This is a genomic window from Rhizorhapis sp. SPR117 (assembly GCF_021742065.1).
Genome location: NZ_JAKKIE010000028.1, coordinates 1 through 17,990, shown reverse-complemented (window position 1 = coordinate 17,990; position 17,990 = coordinate 1). Strand labels below are relative to the sequence as shown.

General features: G+C 56.5%; 16 protein-coding genes and 1 tRNA gene. 9 read left to right on the top strand and 8 right to left on the bottom strand.

What is annotated here, in order from left to right; genetic code table 11:
* Positions 1-73: 73 nt before the first annotated feature.
* Positions 74-1,243: a bifunctional 2-C-methyl-D-erythritol 4-phosphate cytidylyltransferase/2-C-methyl-D-erythritol 2,4-cyclodiphosphate synthase gene (locus L3X40_RS11985; protein ID WP_237365877.1), complete on the top strand. Its 1,170-nt coding sequence runs from the start codon at positions 74-76 to the stop codon at positions 1,241-1,243.
* Positions 1,244-1,247: 4 nt separating this feature from the next.
* Complete coding sequence (locus L3X40_RS11980) at positions 1,248-1,763, top strand: CinA family protein (protein ID WP_237365876.1); 516 nt, start codon at positions 1,248-1,250, stop codon at positions 1,761-1,763.
* Here L3X40_RS11980 and L3X40_RS11975 read toward each other — a convergent pair.
* Together L3X40_RS11975 and lipA are read right to left on the bottom strand one after the other, a co-directional pair.
* The gene (locus L3X40_RS11975; protein WP_237365875.1) at positions 1,712-2,185 is read right to left on the bottom strand and encodes a type II toxin-antitoxin system RatA family toxin; all 474 of its coding nucleotides are present in this window, start codon (positions 2,183-2,185) and stop codon (positions 1,712-1,714) included. The two genes, L3X40_RS11980 and L3X40_RS11975, sit on opposite strands and share 52 nt — an antisense overlap.
* Positions 2,172-3,119, bottom strand: coding sequence for a lipoyl synthase (lipA, locus tag L3X40_RS11970; RefSeq protein ID WP_237365907.1), 948 nt, complete (start codon positions 3,117-3,119; stop codon positions 2,172-2,174). Before lipA ends, L3X40_RS11975 begins: the two co-directional genes overlap by 14 nt.
* A gap of 66 nt (positions 3,120-3,185) precedes the next feature.
* Here lipA and L3X40_RS11965 point away from each other — a divergent pair, with 66 nt between their 5' ends.
* On the top strand, positions 3,186-3,824 hold the full coding sequence (locus L3X40_RS11965) for a carbonic anhydrase (protein WP_237365874.1): 639 nt from the start codon (positions 3,186-3,188) through the stop codon (positions 3,822-3,824).
* A gap of 67 nt (positions 3,825-3,891) precedes the next feature.
* A complete protein-coding gene (locus L3X40_RS11960; protein WP_237365906.1) occupies positions 3,892-4,638 on the top strand; it encodes an NYN domain-containing protein in 747 nt (248 codons plus the stop codon).
* A gap of 45 nt (positions 4,639-4,683) precedes the next feature.
* Here L3X40_RS11960 and ettA read toward each other — a convergent pair whose 3' ends face one another.
* Complete coding sequence (gene ettA, locus L3X40_RS11955) at positions 4,684-6,363, bottom strand: energy-dependent translational throttle protein EttA (RefSeq protein ID WP_237365873.1); 1,680 nt, start codon at positions 6,361-6,363, stop codon at positions 4,684-4,686.
* Between the two features lie 418 nt (positions 6,364-6,781).
* Between ettA and L3X40_RS11950 the strand changes: the two genes are divergently transcribed.
* A complete protein-coding gene (locus tag L3X40_RS11950) occupies positions 6,782-6,979 on the top strand; it encodes a hypothetical protein (RefSeq protein ID WP_237365872.1) in 198 nt (65 codons plus the stop codon).
* A gap of 123 nt (positions 6,980-7,102) precedes the next feature.
* Here L3X40_RS11950 and topA read toward each other — a convergent pair whose 3' ends face one another.
* The 3 genes from topA to plsY all read right to left on the bottom strand — a co-directional run bounded on the left by topA (position 7,103) and on the right by plsY (position 11,448).
* On the bottom strand, positions 7,103-9,643 hold the full coding sequence (topA, locus tag L3X40_RS11945) for a type I DNA topoisomerase (RefSeq protein WP_237365871.1): 2,541 nt from the start codon (positions 9,641-9,643) through the stop codon (positions 7,103-7,105).
* A 114-nt stretch (positions 9,644-9,757) separates the two neighbouring features.
* Entirely contained in the window at positions 9,758-10,858 is a 1,101-nt protein-coding gene (gene dprA / locus L3X40_RS11940) for a DNA-processing protein DprA (protein WP_237365870.1), read from the bottom strand.
* Positions 10,855-11,448 carry a glycerol-3-phosphate 1-O-acyltransferase PlsY gene (gene plsY / locus L3X40_RS11935; protein ID WP_237365869.1) on the bottom strand — a complete coding sequence of 198 codons (594 nt, stop codon included), beginning with the start codon at positions 11,446-11,448 and terminating at the stop codon, positions 10,855-10,857. Before plsY ends, dprA begins: the two co-directional genes overlap by 4 nt.
* Positions 11,449-11,616: 168 nt before the next feature.
* Here plsY and murI point away from each other — a divergent pair, with 168 nt between their 5' ends.
* Positions 11,617-12,417, top strand: coding sequence for a glutamate racemase (gene murI, locus L3X40_RS11930; RefSeq protein ID WP_237365868.1), 801 nt, complete (start codon positions 11,617-11,619; stop codon positions 12,415-12,417).
* A 179-nt stretch (positions 12,418-12,596) separates the two neighbouring features.
* Entirely contained in the window at positions 12,597-13,817 is a 1,221-nt protein-coding gene (hemA, locus tag L3X40_RS11925) for a 5-aminolevulinate synthase (protein ID WP_237365867.1), read from the top strand.
* 11 nt (positions 13,818-13,828) lie between these two features.
* On the opposite strand, the gene L3X40_RS11920 is transcribed toward hemA, so the two are convergent.
* Both L3X40_RS11920 and L3X40_RS11915 read right to left on the bottom strand, forming a co-directional pair.
* Positions 13,829-14,593, bottom strand: a complete 765-nt coding sequence (locus tag L3X40_RS11920; protein WP_237365866.1) for a slipin family protein — start codon at positions 14,591-14,593, stop codon at positions 13,829-13,831.
* Between the two features lie 4 nt (positions 14,594-14,597).
* The gene (locus L3X40_RS11915; RefSeq protein ID WP_237365865.1) at positions 14,598-15,980 is read right to left on the bottom strand and encodes an NfeD family protein; all 1,383 of its coding nucleotides are present in this window, start codon (positions 15,978-15,980) and stop codon (positions 14,598-14,600) included.
* 200 nt (positions 15,981-16,180) lie between these two features.
* Between L3X40_RS11915 and folK the strand changes: the two genes are divergently transcribed.
* Both folK and L3X40_RS11905 read left to right on the top strand, forming a co-directional pair.
* The gene (gene folK, locus L3X40_RS11910) at positions 16,181-16,690 is read left to right on the top strand and encodes a 2-amino-4-hydroxy-6-hydroxymethyldihydropteridine diphosphokinase (protein ID WP_237365864.1); all 510 of its coding nucleotides are present in this window, start codon (positions 16,181-16,183) and stop codon (positions 16,688-16,690) included.
* Positions 16,691-16,735: 45 nt separating this feature from the next.
* Positions 16,736-16,811, top strand: a tRNA-Lys gene (locus L3X40_RS11905).
* Positions 16,812-17,990: the final 1,179 nt, after the last annotated feature.

Here is a 17,990-nt window from a genome sequence, read left to right as displayed (position 1 = left end):
TGCCTAAAAAACAGGCAGGCCATAGCGGCAAAGCGGCTGGCGGGCAAGAGAGGGCTGCGCTATGGCGCTGGGCATGAGGAATGGCAAACGGAACATAGCCTTGATCGTCGCGGCAGGGCGTGGTGAACGCTCGGGCGGCGATGTGCCCAAGCAATTTCGCAAGGTCGCAGGAAAAAGCCTGATAAGGTATGTGGTTGAGGCTTTTTCCAGCCATGCCAGAATTGATGACGTCATTCTTGTCATTGCAGAGGGGCAAGGCGATGACGTCAAGGCGGCACTGGGAGACATGCCGGTTCCAACCTGCGTAATCGGCGGCGCTACGCGTCAGGCGTCGGTGCGGGCGGGTCTGAACCATATCGCGGCAACGGGAGGTGCAGCCAAAGTGCTGATCCACGATGCGGCGAGGCCATTTCTGCCGCATGATGTTATTGAACGGCTGCTCGATGCGTTGGAGCACAGCACCGGCGCGATTCCCGTTTTACCTGTCGTCGACACGCTCGCGCACGGTGAGACTATCCTTGGCGATAGCGTTGACCGCACAGGCATTGTCCGGGTGCAAACACCGCAAGCATTTGACTTCAAAGCAATATTGACGGCACATCAAACCTGGAATGAAGGCCTGGACGCATCCGATGATGCGCAGATTGCCCGTGCAGCCGGTCATGACGTCATATTGGTCGGAGGGGACGTGATGTTGGAAAAGCTGACTTATCCCGCCGATTTTATATTGGCAGAGCAGCGTCTGGCAGATCAATATTCAATCCGCACCGGCATGGGTTATGATGTCCATCGCCTGGTTGCTGATGTGCCGTTGTGGCTTGGTGGCGTTCATATTCCTCATGACAAGGGACTGAGCGGACACAGCGATGCCGATGTTGCCCTGCATGCCCTGACGGATGCGATTTTCGGAGCCTTGGCCGAAGGTGATATCGGCAGCCATTTTCCGCCGTCCGATCCCCAATGGCGGGGCGCCGCGTCGGTGATATTTCTGGAACATGCACGTGACAGAGTCGCCGCGCGTGGCGGTCGGATCATCCATGTCGATCTTACCATCATTTGCGAGGCTCCGAAAATCGGACCGCATCGTGACGCCATGCAGATACGCATTGCAGAGGTTTTACGAATCGCGCCGGATCGGGTCGGGGTGAAGGCGACCACGACCGAAAGGCTTGGCTTTACCGGACGCGGCGAAGGCATAGCTGCACAGGCCATTGCCACACTGGCCCTTCCCGGCCTATTCTAGCGCCATGATCGACACCCTTCTTCCCATCGAGCTGGTTGAAGCCGCGCGCAAGGTGATCGACGCGAATCGAGCCACGGGGCGAACGATCGCGCTGGCGGAAAGTTGCACCGGCGGGCTTGTAGCAGCGGCGCTCACCGAAATTCCTGGATCTTCCGATGTGTTCGAAACGGGATTCGTCACCTATTCGAACGAATCAAAAATGGAATTGCTTAAGGTCAGTCAGGATGTTCTTGAAACATTCGGGTCAGTATCGATCGCGGTCGCCTGGGGCATGGCGCAAGGGGCGCTCAATGAATCGAAAGCCGACGTGGCGGTCGCCATCACGGGAATCGCGGGACCGGACGGCGGCAGTGAAAAGAAACCCGTCGGCACCGTCGTTTTTGCCAAGGCAGAGCGGGTGGAGGATCCTGAAAACGTCATTGCCGACACGCGCGTCTTTGCCAATGAAGGGCGCGGATCGGTACGGCTTCAGGCAGCGCTGTGCGCGCTGGAATTGCTGATGCCGGATGCTGCCCCGTAAAGCGCCTTTGCCCGCTCTTCAAACGCACCGATCATCTTGCGCAGTGCCCGGTCGAACATTTGCCCCGCAAGCATTTCGAACAGATGGCTTTTAAAGGCGAAGTCCACGGAGAATTCAACCAACGTCCCTCCTGCCCCATCAGGCTGGAAACGCCAATGGTTGTGGAGATATTTCAACGGGCCGTCGAGATAATCGACATCGACTTCAGTCGGACGAATCTTGTGCACGCGTGATGTGAAGCTTTCGCGTAAGGCCTTGAATCCCACAATCAGATCAGCTTCCATCGCGGTACTGCTGTCTGAACGCACGCGAACGGCGCTGACCCAAGGCAAAAATTCGGGATAACGCCTGACATCGCATACAAGGTCGAACATCTGTTCCGGCGTGTACGGCAGATGGCGGGTTTCACTATGCTTTGGCATTGCTCTCTCTGGCCAGCTTGGCCTGACGCGCCGCGCGCATCTGTTCGAAATCTTCGCCAGCATGATAGCTTGAACGTGTGAGGGGACTCGACGCCACTTGCAAGAAGCCCTTCGCCCGCGCAATCGCCGCATAGGCGTCAAAAGCCTGCGGCGTCACAAAGTCGATGATCTTGGTATGACGCGGCGTTGGTTGCAGATACTGGCCCATGGTCAGGAAATCGATGTTGGCAGAGCGCATATCGTCCATCACCTGATGAACTTCCAACCGCTCTTCGCCCAAACCCAGCATGATTCCGGATTTGGTGAAAATCGAGGGATCATGCCGCTTCACGCTTTCGAGCAGGCGCAACGAGGCATAATATCGCGCGCCTGGTCTGATCGTAGGGTAAAGCCGGGGAACCGTCTCCAGATTATGATTGTAAACATCGGGCCGCGCCTGGACAATCGATTCGATGGCCGAATCTGCCTTGTTACGGAAATCCGGAGTCAGGATCTCAATAGTTGTTTGCGGCGTCATATCGCGCAATGCTCGAATTACCTCGACGAACTGACTTGCCCCGCCATCGGGCAGGTCATCACGATCAACCGAAGTGATGACTATATGGCTCAACCCCATTTGGGCAGCGGCCTCGGCTACATGCTGGGGTTCCAACTTGTCCACAGCACGCGGCATGCCTGTCTTTACGTTGCAAAAGGCGCAGGCCCGCGTGCATGTATCGCCAAGGATCATGACTGTCGCATGCTTCTTGGTCCAGCACTCGCCAATATTGGGGCAAGCAGCCTCTTCGCAAACAGTGACCAGATTTTTCGATCGCATCAGCCGTTTAGTTTCAGCGAAAGCGGCACTGGTGGGTGCTTTGACGCGAATCCAATCGGGCTTGCGTTGCCGTTCTGGACGTGGATTGTCGGGTTCAATGCGGGTTACTTCGTTCATATTGCCCAGATAGCGATGTAGTGGATCACTTGCCACCCCTCCTGTAACTATGCATATGCGAAACGCATGACCGACTTTGACAACATGCTGGCAGGCTACCGCCGTTTCCGCGAAACAGGTTGGGCACAGCAGCGAGAAAGATGGGATGAATTGCGCGATGGGCAGAGTCCCGGCGTGATGATTATCGCCTGTTCCGACAGCCGCGTTGATCCGGCGCAGATTTTCGACACCAATCCCGGCGAAGTCTTTGTCGTGCGCAATGTCGCCGCGCTGGTGCCGCCTTTTGAAACTGCTCCCGGCCGCCATGGCGTCTCCGCCGCACTGGAATTTGCTGTGCAGGTTATTGGGGTAAGCGAGATACTGGTCATGGGTCATGGTCGCTGCGGAGGCTGCCATGCGGCATTGACGCAGGAGCTCAAAGACGCTCCGCCCGGCGAAGGCGGCTTTATCGCGCACTGGATCGAACTGTTGGATGATGCCCGTGCCAAGGTTGTGGCTCAATTTGGGAACGAACACAGCCCCGAATCCCATCGGGCGATGGAACATGAGGGCGTGAAAGTCAGTCTGGAAAATTTACGTACCTTCCCCTGCATTCGGGAGAAGGAACGCAATGGGGAACTGCGCCTCATCGGTGCGTTTTTCGCCATATCAGACGGCGTGCTAAATCTATTGGATGAAAACACGGGGCAGTTTGCGTCGGCGTGACTTAAGCGCCTCCTCCATAAAGCAGGTGCCAGCCGTCGATATTTCGCAATCATCAGGTGTGGAGACTATGGTTCACAATGCTTCGGAGGTCAGTCCCAATATCGCACTCCTCATTGACGCTGATAATGCTTCAGCCGCCTCACTTGATCCGGTCCTGACTGTCCTGGCAGAATTGGGCACCGTGAACATCCGTCGGGCCTATGGCAATTGGCGAAAGCCCGCGCTCAAGGCATGGGCGGATATGACGCTCAGCCATGGCATTGAACCCTATCAGCAATTCGACGTCACCAAAGGCAAGAATGCCACTGATATGAAAATGACGATCGACGCGATGGATCTACTCTACAGTGGCCGGGTTCATGGGTTTGGCCTGATGTCCAGTGATAGTGACTTCATGCCGATCGCCATGCGCATTCGGCAAGATGGCCTGCCCGTTTATGGCTTTGGCACCACAAAGGCGCCACAGGGATTTATTCAAGCCTGCACGCGCTTCATCGATGTCGGTGCCTTGGTAAAAAAAGAAAAGAAAAAGGCTGCTGATACGCCGGTTACGTCTGAAACGCCTGTGGCCGCAGGTGGTGATGCGATCGATCCGGAACTTATCAATCTTCTCGTGGCTGCCTATGATGCCGTCAAGCGCGATGACAAGGGCTATGCCCGCCTTTCTGAAGTTGGCAAAATTGCAGGCAACAGGTCCAGCTTCGACGCACGCAACTATGGTTATCCCCGCCTCTCTGACTTGTTTGAAGCCGTACCGATCTTTAAGACAGAACGGCGTGAGGGCGGGCAGATATTTGTGAAGCGAATTCGATAAAAGCCCCTCCCTATCGAGGAAGGGCTTTTTATCGGTCGAGCCAGTTCAGCGCGTCAATTTTTTATATGCCAGGCGCGTCGGCCTGTCTGCCGCATCGCCCAGACGACGGCGTTTATCTTCCTCATAGGATTCGAAGTTTCCTTCAAACCATTCCACATGGCTATCGCCCTCGAACGCCAGGATATGCGTTGCCAGACGATCAAGGAAGAAGCGGTCATGGCTGATGACCACGGCGCAACCAGCGAAATTTTCCAGTGCATCTTCCAATGCGCGCAGCGTTTCGACGTCAAGATCGTTGGTCGGTTCGTCGAGCAACAACACATTGCCGCCCTCTTTCAGCAACTTCGCCATATGGACACGGTTGCGTTCGCCACCCGATAGCTGACCAACCTTTTTCTGCTGATCGACGCCCTTGAAATTAAAAGCACCCACATAGGCGCGGGTCTGCATTTCATGCTTGCCGATAGTCATCAGGTCATGGCCACCCGAAATTTCTTCCCAGACATTATGATTGGGGTCCAGATGATCGCGGCTCTGATCGACATAGCCGAGCTTCACTGTATCGCCGACCTCGATAGAGCCGCCATCGGCCTGCTCTTTGCCGGTAATGAGCTTGAACAGCGTGGATTTACCCGCGCCGTTGGGACCAATCACCCCGACAATACCCCCTGGAGGCAAGGTAAAGTCAAGATTTTCGAACAGCAGCTTGTCGCCATAGGCTTTGGTCAAGCCCTTGGCCTCGATCACCTTGCTACCCAGACGCTCGGGCGTCTGGATAACGATTTGCGCCTTGCCGGGGGCGCGGGCATTCTGCTTTTCGACCAGTTCGTCAAAGGCACGGATACGAGCCTTGCTCTTGGTCTGGCGCGCCTTGGGGGACTGCCGAATCCATTGCAGCTCTTCATTGATCGCCTTCTGCCGCCCCGCTTCCTCACGATCTTCCTGCACCATGCGCTTGGCCTTGGCTTCCAACCATGCGCTGTAATTGCCCTCAAACGGGAGGCCGCGACCACGATCGAGTTCAAGCACCCAGCCGACGACATTATCAAGGAAATAGCGGTCATGGGTCACCAGAATGACGTTGCCCGCATAGTTGATAAGGTGATTTTCCAACCACTGCACACTTTCGGCGTCCAGATGGTTGGTCGGTTCGTCGAGCAGCAGAATGTCCGGCTTCTCGAGCAGCAGGCGACAGAGTGCCACGCGGCGCTTCTCACCGCCCGATAGGGATGTAACATCGGCGTCACCTGGTGGGCAGCGTAGCGCTTCCATGGCGATTTCCAACTGGTTGTCGAGCGTCCAGCCGTCGACCGCGTCAATTTTTTCCTGAAGCTCGCCCATTTCGGTCATCAGTGCATCAAAATCGGCATCTTCAGGCGGATCGGCCATCAGCATGCTGATTTCATTAAAGCGGTCCATCATGTCGGCAACAGCACGCACGCCGTCCATGACATTGCCTTTGACGTCCTTGCTGGCGTCAAGTTCCGGTTCCTGTGCCAAATAGCCGACCTTGACCCCTTCGGCGGCCCAGGCCTCCCCCTGAAATTCCTTGTCTATGCCGGCAATGACCTTCATCAAGGTCGACTTGCCCGCGCCATTGACGCCGATAACGGCGATCTTGGTGCCAGGCAGGAATTGCAGGTGGATATTATTGAAAATGGGTTTGTTAGCGCCGGGAAAGGTCTTGGTCAGGCCTTTCATGACGAAGCTGTATTGCACGGCCATTATAAATGGTGACTCCACGATCCAAAAAGGGTGAGAATTTGCGCGTGAACTAACCGAGCGGAGGCGCGTTGGCAAATCCGCTTTTAACGGCAGGCCTCGTCTCCGTCAGAACAGGCAGTAATGGCCATGGATTAGCAAGGTTATCCCGCCTCTGGCCATAATGTAATACGCATGGCGCATTGAGCAAGGCCTTCCCCGCCAGCTTACCCAGAATGGCGCGTAGTTTCCCCCTGCCCCATCGTCTGTTGTATATTGCGAAGAAAGCAGCTTTTCAGGGGGAGAACAGCATTTCGTTCGCGTAAAGAAACCGCTCGGCCTTGCGAAAAACTATTGACGTTCCGTGCGCGCACGTTAATGCGGACCGCTCGCGACGGGCGTAATGCTTCGAAGCGACTTATTGCTATGGGAGCCTTATAACATGAACAAATTCGCTGTTGTCTTTGCTGCAGCCGGCCTGATGGCCCTCGCCGCATGCGGTGAGAAGCCTGCTGAAGAAGCAACCAACGCTTCGAACGAAGTTGTTGAAAACGTCGTAGAAAATTCTGCTGCGGTAATGGAAAACGTTGCTGAAAACGCGACTGCCGTTGAAAACGCCGCTGGAAACGCCGCTGAATAATCGCGCGTTCACTGCGGAATAAATGAGAGGCGGCCAGTAACGGCCGCCTCTTTTTTGTTGCGCGTGGGAATGAATGATCTGCAAAACAATGGTGAGACTTTGCAGATTACGCTCCAACTGAAATCAGCCGGCCTTCGCCTTCTTGCCCGCAGGCTTCTTCGATGCTGCTTTTTTCTTGGGGGCTGTCTTTTTCTTCCCTTTCGCCGGAGCCTTGGCAGCGCGCTCGTCGATAAGCTGAGCGGCCTCCTCCAATGTAAGGGCGTCCTTTTCTGCTGTTTTTGGCAATGTAGCGTTGGTCGTGCCATCTGTGACATAGGCGCCATAACGCCCGTCCATCAGCTTGATCTCCATACCCGTGCGGGGATGCGCGCCCAGCAGCTTTAACGGCTCACGGCTTGCCCCCGCCGCCCTACCGCCCCTGTTGGCGGCATCGGCGAGCTTTGCGACTGCCGCATTCATGCCGGTATCGAACACCTCCAATGTACCCGAAAGCTTGGCATATTTGCCGTCATGGGCAAGATAGGGGCCATAGCGGCCTATGCTGGCGGTAATCGGTTTCCCGGTTTCAGGGTGATCGCCAATAGTACGCGGCAGGCTCAGCAGCTTGATTGCCCATTCCAGACCGAAATCTTCGCCCGGAATATCGCGGGGAATGGAGCCACGTACCGCTTCCTTGCCGCTGCCCATTTCGATATAGGGACCAAAACGTCCGGATTTGCGGACGATGTCCAATCCGGTTTCGGGGTGCTGACCCAATATTTCGGGGCCGTTGCTGTCTCCATTGGCATCGCCGCCGGGTTGGCCGAATTTACGGGTGAACTTGCATTCAGGATAGTTTGAGCAGGCAATAAACGCGCCAAAACGTCCACCGCGAAGGGATAGTTTGCCATCGCTGCACAGCGGGCAGGCACGCGGGTCGCTTCCGTCGCCCTTATCGGGGAACAGCATGGGGGCAAGGAACGTATCCAGTTCGGCAGTGATGTCAGAGGGTTTCTGTTCCATGACTTCAACCGTCTTCGGCTTGAAATCGCGCCAGAAGGCCTCAAGGACCTTTTGCCACAACGCCCGACCGCCGCTGATTTCGTCCAGTTCATCCTCTAGCCCAGCGGTAAAATCATAGGAGACATAGCGTTCAAAAAAACGTTCCAGAAATGCGGTTACGAGCCGCCCGCTCTCTTCGGCAAAGAAACGGTTTTTTTCGATCCGCACATAATCGCGGTCCTTGAGCGTTTGCAGCGTCGAGGCATATGTCGAAGGGCGACCGATGCCCAGTTCCTCCAGCTTTTTGACCAGACTCGCTTCGCTGTAGCGCGGCGGCGGCTGGGTGAAATGCTGGTCGGCGGTCACCGACTTCTTGGCTGGCGCATCGCCGTCTTTCAGGCGTGGCAGCAATTTGCCATTCTCATCGTCGCTGTCGTCGACGCCTTCTTCATACAATGTCAGGAAGCCCGGAAAAATAACCACCTGTCCAGTTGCGCGCAGGCCCGTCCGACCGGTGCCGTCACGCAGTTCGACTGTCGTGCGCTCCATACGGGCGGAAGCCATCTGGCTTGCCAGGGCCCGTTTGAAAACGAGTTCATAAAGCTTTGCATGATCGCCAGATCCTGCTCGATCACGCGTAAAATCAGTGGGGCGGATAGCTTCATGCGCTTCTTGCGCATTTTTTGCCTTGGTCTGATACTGGCGCGGTTTGTCGGGGACGTAAGCGCCGTCGTAACGGTCCGTGATGGCTTTCCGCGCAGCCGAAATGGCGCTGCCGTCCATCTGCACGCCGTCTGTCCGCATATAGGTAATCGCGCCGTCTTCATATAGCTGCTGCGCAATCCGCATCGTATGGCTGGCAGAAAAACCCAGTTTGCGTGCGGCCTCCTGCTGAATTGTCGAAGTCGTGAACGGCGGCGGCGGATTGCGGGTGATTGGCTTCGTCTCAACGCTCTCGACCTTGAACTGCCCGGCATCGACATCCGCCTTGGCAGCCAAGGCCTCAGCCTCTGTACCCAGCGTCAATTTTTCGACTTTATCGCCACGCCAACGAACAAGGCGCGCGGTGAAGCTCTGGCCGTCCTGTTCCATTTCGGCAGCGACGGACCAATATTCCTGCGGCTTGAACGATTCGATCTCGCGTTCGCGCTCTACAACAAGACGCAGCGCCACCGATTGCACACGACCCGCCGATTTTGCACCGGGAAGCTTGCGCCACAAAACAGGTGAAAGGGTGAAACCGACCAGGTAATCCAGAGCGCGACGGGCGCGATATGCATCGATCAGATCTTCGTCCAGAGCACGCGGGTGCGCCATCGCCTGCGTCACGGCATCCTTTGTGATGGCATTGAAAGTAACGCGATCAACCTTTTGAGGAAGCGCTTTTTTCTTTCTCAAAACTTCCTGCACATGCCAACTGATCGCTTCGCCCTCCCGATCAGGGTCAGTTGCGAGAATCAGGCGGTCGGCCTTTTTTGCCTCGTCGGTAATGGCCTTGAGCTGTTTGCCCTTGTCGGCATAATTTTCCCAGGCCATTTCAAAGCCATTATCGGGATCGACCGAGCCGTCCTTCGCTGGCAAATCACGAATATGTCCGTAGGACGCCAGCACGCGATAATCCCCACCCAGATATTTCTCGATGGTTTTCGCCTTGGCCGGCGATTCGACGATGACAAGCTGCATGTGTTCAGTTTTCCCGGTCTTACGCGTACACGCACGAGGCTGGCGATGAACCACCCCCGCCGTCAAGAGGGCGCTGGATAGGCGCATCCATAGGGTCCGAGCAAGTGGAGAGCGTCAGACCAGTGAAACTTTGCCGCCTGCGTGTCGTTCCAGACGCCCCGCAAGTTCCAGTTCGAGCAGCACTGTCTGAACGATAGCAGGTGGCGATCCTGACTGGCGGATAAGTTCATCGACCGGCGTTGGCGTCAGACTGAGCAGGCGTACGATGCCCTGCCGCTCCCTTTCGTTCACATCGACGGAAACCGGCTCATGGGCGAAAGGTGTATTGTGCTGTCGAACGAACCGCGCGTCCATGGGACCCACCGATTCCATGACATCGGCAGCGCTCTGAATCAGCGTTGCGCCTTCACGGATCAGGCCATTGCAACCTTGTGCTCGCGGATCAAGCGGAGATCCTGGCACGGCCATCACCTCCCTGCCCGCTTCCGCTGCAAGCCGTGCTGTAATCAATGAACCTGACCGGGGGGCAGCCTCCATAACTACCGTCCCGGCGGCCAGTCCGGCAATGATGCGGTTGCGATAAGGGAAATGCCGTGCACGCGGCTCCGTACCCGGCGGCTGTTCGGCCAGCAACAGTCCTTCCTGAGCTATCTTTTCCTGAAGCGCCGCATTCTCCGGCGGAAAGACAATGTCTATGCCGCTCGCAATGACTGCAATCGTACCGCTTTCCAGCGATCCCGCATGCGCCGCAGTATCGATGCCGCGAGCAAGGCCTGACACAATACTTGCCCCTGAACGACCCAAATCACGGGCCAAGCCTCGCGCAAAGCGGCAGGCGGCCGCCGACGCATTCCGCGCGCCAACCATCGCGATCATTGGTCGATCGAGCAGGCCAAGGTGCCCTCGATACATCAACACGGGTGGCGCGTTTTCTATTTCAGCCAGCAAATGCGGATAATGAGGCTGCCCGACAAACAGATAGCGCGCACCGAGCGCCTGCACGCGTTCGACCTCCCTCTCTATCGTGGCAAGGTCAGCGAGGCGCGGCGCACGTCCGCCGCCACGCGCAGCAAGGCCGGGAATGGCGCGCAACGCCGCCTCCGCTGTGCCATAGCGGGCAATGAGATGAAAATAGGTGACCGGCCCGATATTGGCTGAACGAATGAGTTGCAGGCGAGCGAGCTGATCCTGCGCCCCGAAATTATCTATTCTCAATGTGTTCGGCCCACCTTGGGTTCAGTGCCGGCAAGAAGCCGCATGATATTTCCACGATGTTTCCACAATACAAGCAGCGTGAGGGCCAGGAAAAGTGGAACAAGTTCGAAACGGCCAAAAGCTGCCGCGCTTACCGGGACTGAAATGGCGGCGAGCATACCCCCTACCGAAGAATAGCGCAGCAGGAGGAACGCCAATATCCATACAACCGCGAAAATGAGACCACAGGGCCAGTGCAGGGCCAAGGCTATGCCCAGATAGGTTGCAACGCCCTTCCCTCCCCTGAAATTAAGCCACACAGGATAACAATGGCCAAAAAATGCGCCAGCGCCGCCCAGAACCCCGCCGCCATCCATCAAGATCGCGCCAACGAGCACTGCGGCCACGCCCTTGCCGATGTCGAACAGCAGGGTTGCCGCAGCTATCCCTTTTTTTCCTGTGCGAAGCACATTGGTAGCGCCGATATTGCCCGACCCGATCGAACGTAAATCACCCCCGCCTGCCGCCTTGGTCAGCAACAGACCGAAAGGAATCGAACCAAGCAGATAGCCCAGCACAAGCACCGTCGCCGGGAGCCATATAATATCCATTAAATCCCACTCTCACCCTCTGCCCAAATAACTATAGACCCTTACTGCATTGCCGCAATGGGAAGGACGGCAATGAGTGCAGGACAGCAAGATGGCAGGAATATCCTTCGACAAGCGCGACGGGATCATTAAAAGACCGTCACGCAGACAACAACATATCGGACTTAGATGACTCCTGGAATCGCACCCCTGCTCTTTTTTGATTCCGGTGTCGGCGGACTGTCGATTCTGGCTCCCACCCTATCGTTGCTGCCGAATGCACCCGTAGTTTATGTCGCCGATTCCGCATTCTATCCCTATGGCACAAAGACCGAAGCGGAAATCGCCGCGCGGGTTCCAGCATTGCTGGGGCGCTTGGTGGAACGATACCGGCCCCGCCTTGCGGTCATTGCCTGCAATACCGCATCGACCATCGCTTTATCCGTTATACGCGCCGCGCTGGACATCCCCGTCGTCGGCACGGTTCCGGCCGTGAAGCCTGCTGCGCTGGGGTCCAAAAGCCGTGTAATCGGCGTGCTGGGCACACAGGCGACTGTGCGCCAGCCCTATGTCGATCGACTGGCGCAGGAATTTGGCGCCGATTGCACCGTATTGCGCCATGGCAGCTCCGAACTCGTGGATCTGGCGGAGGCCAAGCTACGGGGCGAACCGCTCGACCCCGATATAGCGTCACGGGCATTGGCCGGGTTGCTGGAGCAGGAAGGCGGTGACCGTATGGACATTGTCGTGCTCGCCTGCACGCATTTCCCACTGGTCGAAGCGGAACTTGCCGCCGCAAGTCCTCGTCCTTTGACATTCATGCATGGCGGCGACGGCATTGCGCGTCGGATCGCGTATCTTACTCAGGGACAGACATGGCCTGACCACCCAGTCGAAGGAACTGCCGTCTTTACCCGACTGGGGCCCGATATCCAGGCATTGGCCCCTGCGCTGGCGGCATTCAACCTGACGGAAATTAAAGGGCTGTAGGCTCGCAAGGCTCTCTATCAGGCTGTTAAATTTTCATGATTGGCACATGGCTTGCGCCTTCCGCTAATGGCGTGGTTGCGCATTATCTGTTTATTGCGAACGGTTCTTGCTGGAAAAACAATCTTTCAGCAGGTATTGGCGCATGATACGAACGGGCAAACGTGCGGGCAGGATATTAAGTGAACTATCAGCATATATTTTCGCAGGCGATTGAGCGGCTTCATGGCGAAGGCCGCTATCGTGTATTCATCGATATATTGCGGAATAAAGGTTCCTATCCCAATGCGCGCTGCTTTGCCGGACATAATGGCCCAAAGCCGATCACTGTCTGGTGCTCCAACGATTACCTCGCCATGGGGCAACATCCCAAGGTCGTGACCGCGATGGAGGAAGCGCTTCATGATGTGGGTGCAGGTTCCGGCGGCACGCGCAATATTGGCGGAAATACACATTATCATGTCGATCTGGAGGCTGAGCTTGCCGACTTGCACGGCAAGAAAGACGCTCTGCTGTTCACCAGCGGCTATGTCTCAAACGACGCCACCCTTTCGACGCTGGCAAAAATACTGCCCGGCTGCATTATCTTTTCCGACGCGCTGAACCATGCGTCAATGATCGCCGGCATTCGTAATTCAGGCTGCGAAAAGCAGGTGTTCCGGCACAATGACATTGCGCATTTGCGCGAATTGCTGGAAGCGGCCGATCCCGAAGCGCCCAAGCTGATCGCCTTTGAATCCGTCTATTCGATGGATGGCGATGTCGCGCCTATCGCGGAACTGTGCGATCTGGCCGATGAATTCAATGCGCTCACCTATCTGGACGAAGTTCATGCGGTGGGTATGTACGGCCAGCGCGGCGGCGGCATTTCCGACCGCGACGAGGTTGCTCATCGCATAACCATTATCGAAGGTACGCTGGGCAAGGCATTCGGTGTGATGGGCGGCTATATTGCCACAGACAAGGTGATCATAGACGTCATCCGTTCCTACGCCCCCGGTTTCATCTTTACGACCAGCCTGTCGCCGGTGCTGGTCGCTGGCGCGCTTGCCAGCGTGCGGCATTTGAAGGCATCCAGCATGGAGCGTGAAGGGCAGCAGGAGGCGGCCCAGACGCTCAAGGATATGTTTGCGGGGGCGGGCCTTCCAGTTATGCCATCGACGACACATATCGTTCCGCTGATGGTCGGCGACCCGGTGAAGGCAAAGCGGATCAGCGATATCCTGCTCGCCGAATATGGCGTCTATGTACAGCCGATCAATTTCCCCACCGTGCCACGCGGCACTGAAAGGCTGCGTTTCACGCCCGGCCCAACGCATGACGAAGCGATGATGCGCGATTTGACGGCGGCACTGGTTGAAATCTGGGGCAGGATGGAATTGCAGTTGCAGCAGGCAGCATAAACGCCTTCTGCTCACTCCTTCCCCACATGAACACCCTTTAGCAAACTCCCGAACTCCAGCGGGAATGGGAACACGATGGTCGAGTTTTTCTCGCCCGCGATGATGTTGAGTGAACTCAAGAAACGCAATTGCATGGCTTCGGGTTGTCGGCTCAGAATCTGAGCGGCCTCCAACAGCTTTTGCGCAGCCTGTTCTTCGCCTTCGGCATTGATGATCTTGGCGCGGCGCTCGCGTTCCGCCTCGGCCTGACGAGCGATGGCGCGGATCATGGTTTCATTGATATCGACATGCTTGATCTCGACATTGGCGACCTTGATTCCCCAACTGTCGGTCTGGACATCCAGTATCTCCTGAATATCCCGGTTAAGCTTGTCTCGCTCGGCCAGCATTTCATCCAGTTCATGCTTACCCAGAACGGACCGCAATGTTGTCTGCGCAAGCTGGCTTGTCGCCTGCATGAAATCTTCGACCTGAATGATGGCCTTTTCGGGGTCCATGACACGAAAATAAATGACGGCGTTCACCTGCACAGAAACGTTGTCGTGGCTGATGACGTCCTGTGTCGGCACGTCGAGAACCAGGGTGCGCAGGTCAACGCGGACCATCTGCTGCACAAAGGGGATCAGAATGATAAGTCCCGGTCCCTTGATTCCTGTAAAGCGACCCAGCGTGAAAACCACGCCCCGCTCATATTCCCGCAATATCTTTATCGCCGCCGACAGAAAAATCAGCAAAAGGATGGCTGCCGGAATGTAATATGCAAGTTGGGTATACATGATGCTATTCTCCTTCGGCTTGCGGGGGTGGAGCGGGCGCGACGCGCAGTGTAAGGCCGTCAAGCGCCAGAATCCGAACATGCTCTCCAACGTGCAACGGAGCGGCGCTGGCCGCGTTCCACCGTTCGCCATGCGCGAAGACATGGCCCTGATCGCCGCTCCAGTCCTGTACGATACCGTTCCTGCCGATCATCTCCTCCCGTCCACTCACTACCGGTCGGTGGTGAGCGAAAAACGCAAGCCGGCCGATAGCCAGCACGAAAACCAGACTTGTAGCGGCAAGTGTGCCAATCACTGGCCAGGCGATCTGAAATTCCGGAACGTCAGTATCGATCAATATGGCCGCGCCCAGAACGAAAGCCACGACTCCGCCCAGGCCCAATATCCCGAAAGATGGCGTAAAATGCTCAGCAATCATCAAGCCGATGCCCAGAACCATCAGCGCCATGCCCGCATAATTGACCGGCAACGCCGCGAAGGCATAAAATCCCAGCAGCAAACATATCGCGCCGATCGTTCCGGGATATAACGACCCTGGATTGATGAATTCGAAAATCAGACCATATAGTCCCACCATCATCAAAATGACGGCAACATTGGGATTGGTGATTGCGCTAAGCAAAGTGGTGCGCCAATCAGGTTCGATCTGTTCGATGCTCAGACCGCGCGTGTGGAGCGTCAGCTTGCGGCCTCCCACGTGCACTTGTCGACCATCTGCCTTATCAAGCAATTCGGTGACTGTTCTCGCTTCCAGGTCGATGACGCCTGCCTTCAGGGCGGCGCTAGCCGACAGACTTGCGGCCTCGCGGACAGCCTTTTCTCCCCAATCGGCATTGCGTCCACGCATTTCGGCGAGCGATCGGATATAGGCGACGGCATCGTTGGTCACCTTTGCCGTCATGGCGTCACCTGATTTGGCCGCGTCCTTCTTTTTCTCTTCATCGCCGTCCCCTATCGGCAATCCCCCGATTTGTACGGGTGTCGCGGCTCCGACATTAGTTCCGGGCGCCATCGCCGCGATATGGCTTGCGTACAGGAGAAATGTACCTGCACTTGCCGCCCGCGCGCCACTGGGACTGACAAAGGTTGCGACCGGGATCGGAGAAGCCAGAATATCCCGGATGATCGTCCGCATCGATGTATCGAGGCCCCCGGGCGTATCGATCCGCAAGACGACCAGCGGCGCGTTTTTTTCGGCGGCTTTATCCAGACCTCTGGACACATAGGTGGCCGTTGCAGGGCCAATCGCTCCATCCAGATTGAGCACGACAGCGGGGGGACGCGGTTGGGCGCCCAACAACGCCATTCCCAGCAACAGCAGGGCCGCAGCACGCCAGAATGGGGCTTCCCTTCCCCACGCGGCACATGTTGCTAACGCTTTCTGCATCGTTCCAGCCTTTTGCCACGAAAATGTTCGTCACGGCATAGTTTGCTCGGTGATGACATGCATCAAACCAACGGCTTGCTCTTAATTCCGGCAACCGTCAGGCTAGTTTAACATGATTTCATGCGAAAACCGAGCGGGACGCCCCCGCATGTCCCAAATGGAGCTTTCCTTCGGTCCAGGCTAGCGATAGGTCGAATTGAATGCCCGCAAACCAGTATGTCATCGCGCTCGGATCCAACCGGCCTCATTTCCGACATGGAGGGCCGCGTGGCGTGATCATGGCCGCGCTGGACAGGCTGAACGATCAGGATCTGAAATTACGCAGCGTATCCTCGATCATCATGACGCCTCCAATCGGCCCCTCGCGCCGCACTTTCGCAAATGCGGTCGCCCTCATTGAAACCAGTATGTGCCCGATTGAACTTCTGAGCTTCCTCAAGCGCCTTGAACGCTATTTCGGGCGACGCACCGGGCGACGTTGGGGTGCGCGGACACTTGACCTTGATATTATATTCTGGTCCGGCGGCATATACGCAGACAAGCATCTTACCATCCCTCACCGTAGCTTTCGTGAACGCACATTCGTGCTCGCTCCCATGGTTCAGATCACCGCACAATGGCGCGATCCGGTAACCGGATTGACACCCCGTCACCTGCATGCGCGGTTAAAAAAGCCAAAGCCAGTTGACCGCAGAGGAAAGCCTGACTAGGTGAAGCGCCTCACCCGCTGTCCGGACCATCCAGGCAACCGCAGGGGGCCCTTAGCTCAGTCGGTAGAGCAACTGACTTTTAATCAGTAGGTCGCTGGTTCGAATCCAGCAGGGCTCACCATAAATTCAATAACTTACATATAAGCCCGCTACGCTTGCGGCTCGATCAAGGCCATCTAGCAATCAGATAGCAATCAGGTCGTCGAGATTCGGCTTGCTGGCCGCTCCCTGCCTGAACGAGAGCCCGTGGAGCCCGGCGATACCGTCGCCAAGTTGATGCTGGGCGTATTCCATCCGTGTCGAACCAGCCTTAAGCAACCGACTACTGTGCTGGCGAATGCAGTCTCGGAGAGCGACACGAAAAAGGATTATTTTCCCCAGGGAGACCCCATAGGGGGGATTTGATTTCACGACAGGGGGTGGGGGGCTTGATGATAGCTCGCGGAATTTTTCGGAATTTTTGCGATTTTGTTCGACGGCCCAGTCACGGATGGCTGGATTCCCGTGCTCAGATATTAGGCCACACCCCTGGGCATGACATCTGCGAAGTTCTTGTGCGGGATGGTTGAACTCGACTGCAGTCTAAAGAGAATAAGAACTGCAGTATGTTGCTTCTGCTTCTCTGATTGCTGCCTCACCCTGAGTCATATCCGCTCGAAAGTATGGGTATTCGAGCCCCGTGTATCCCCTTCCCCAACGGTGTTCCATCTGTGTCCTCACCCGGACGACTATGGTGTCTATATAGTGGTGGCGCCCTTTCTCACATTCAGCTTCAGTCTCGAATTTTTCTCCAATGACAATCGCTCCGTTATAAGTCAGCATCCAGCGCGTTGAGACAGCGCTATCAGCCTGTGGCGCCGGTTCCACGGCTGAAGATGGGACAGGTTCGGCGGAGCCCTCGGGAATTTTGGAAATTCCCCAGCCGACCATAGTACCTACCAACAGCCCGCCGACAACGAGCAAAGTGGTCAATCTTTTTGTCGCTGGCACCATGTCACTGCACTCCCCCTCGCCGCCGACGTTGACCTCAGTTAGTCGGGCTAAACTCACCTGTTCGAGTGTTTATGACACCATGAAGTCCGGCTTGCGTATAAACGTCGCCGTTGCCGTCAGAGTAAATGCCGGGCCCTGCTCCGTTAAGGAGGACTGGAGAACCGATATTAACGTTAGGTATCGCAGTCCGCGCTCTCGCCCCTATATATCTGCTACTCGCCGGAGGTTCGTTTAGTGTCCCGCTTTTTGGAGGAAACCCCCCGACTTCAGTCGGGAAGAGGCTTCAGCCGTTGCCTCGGGGAATAGT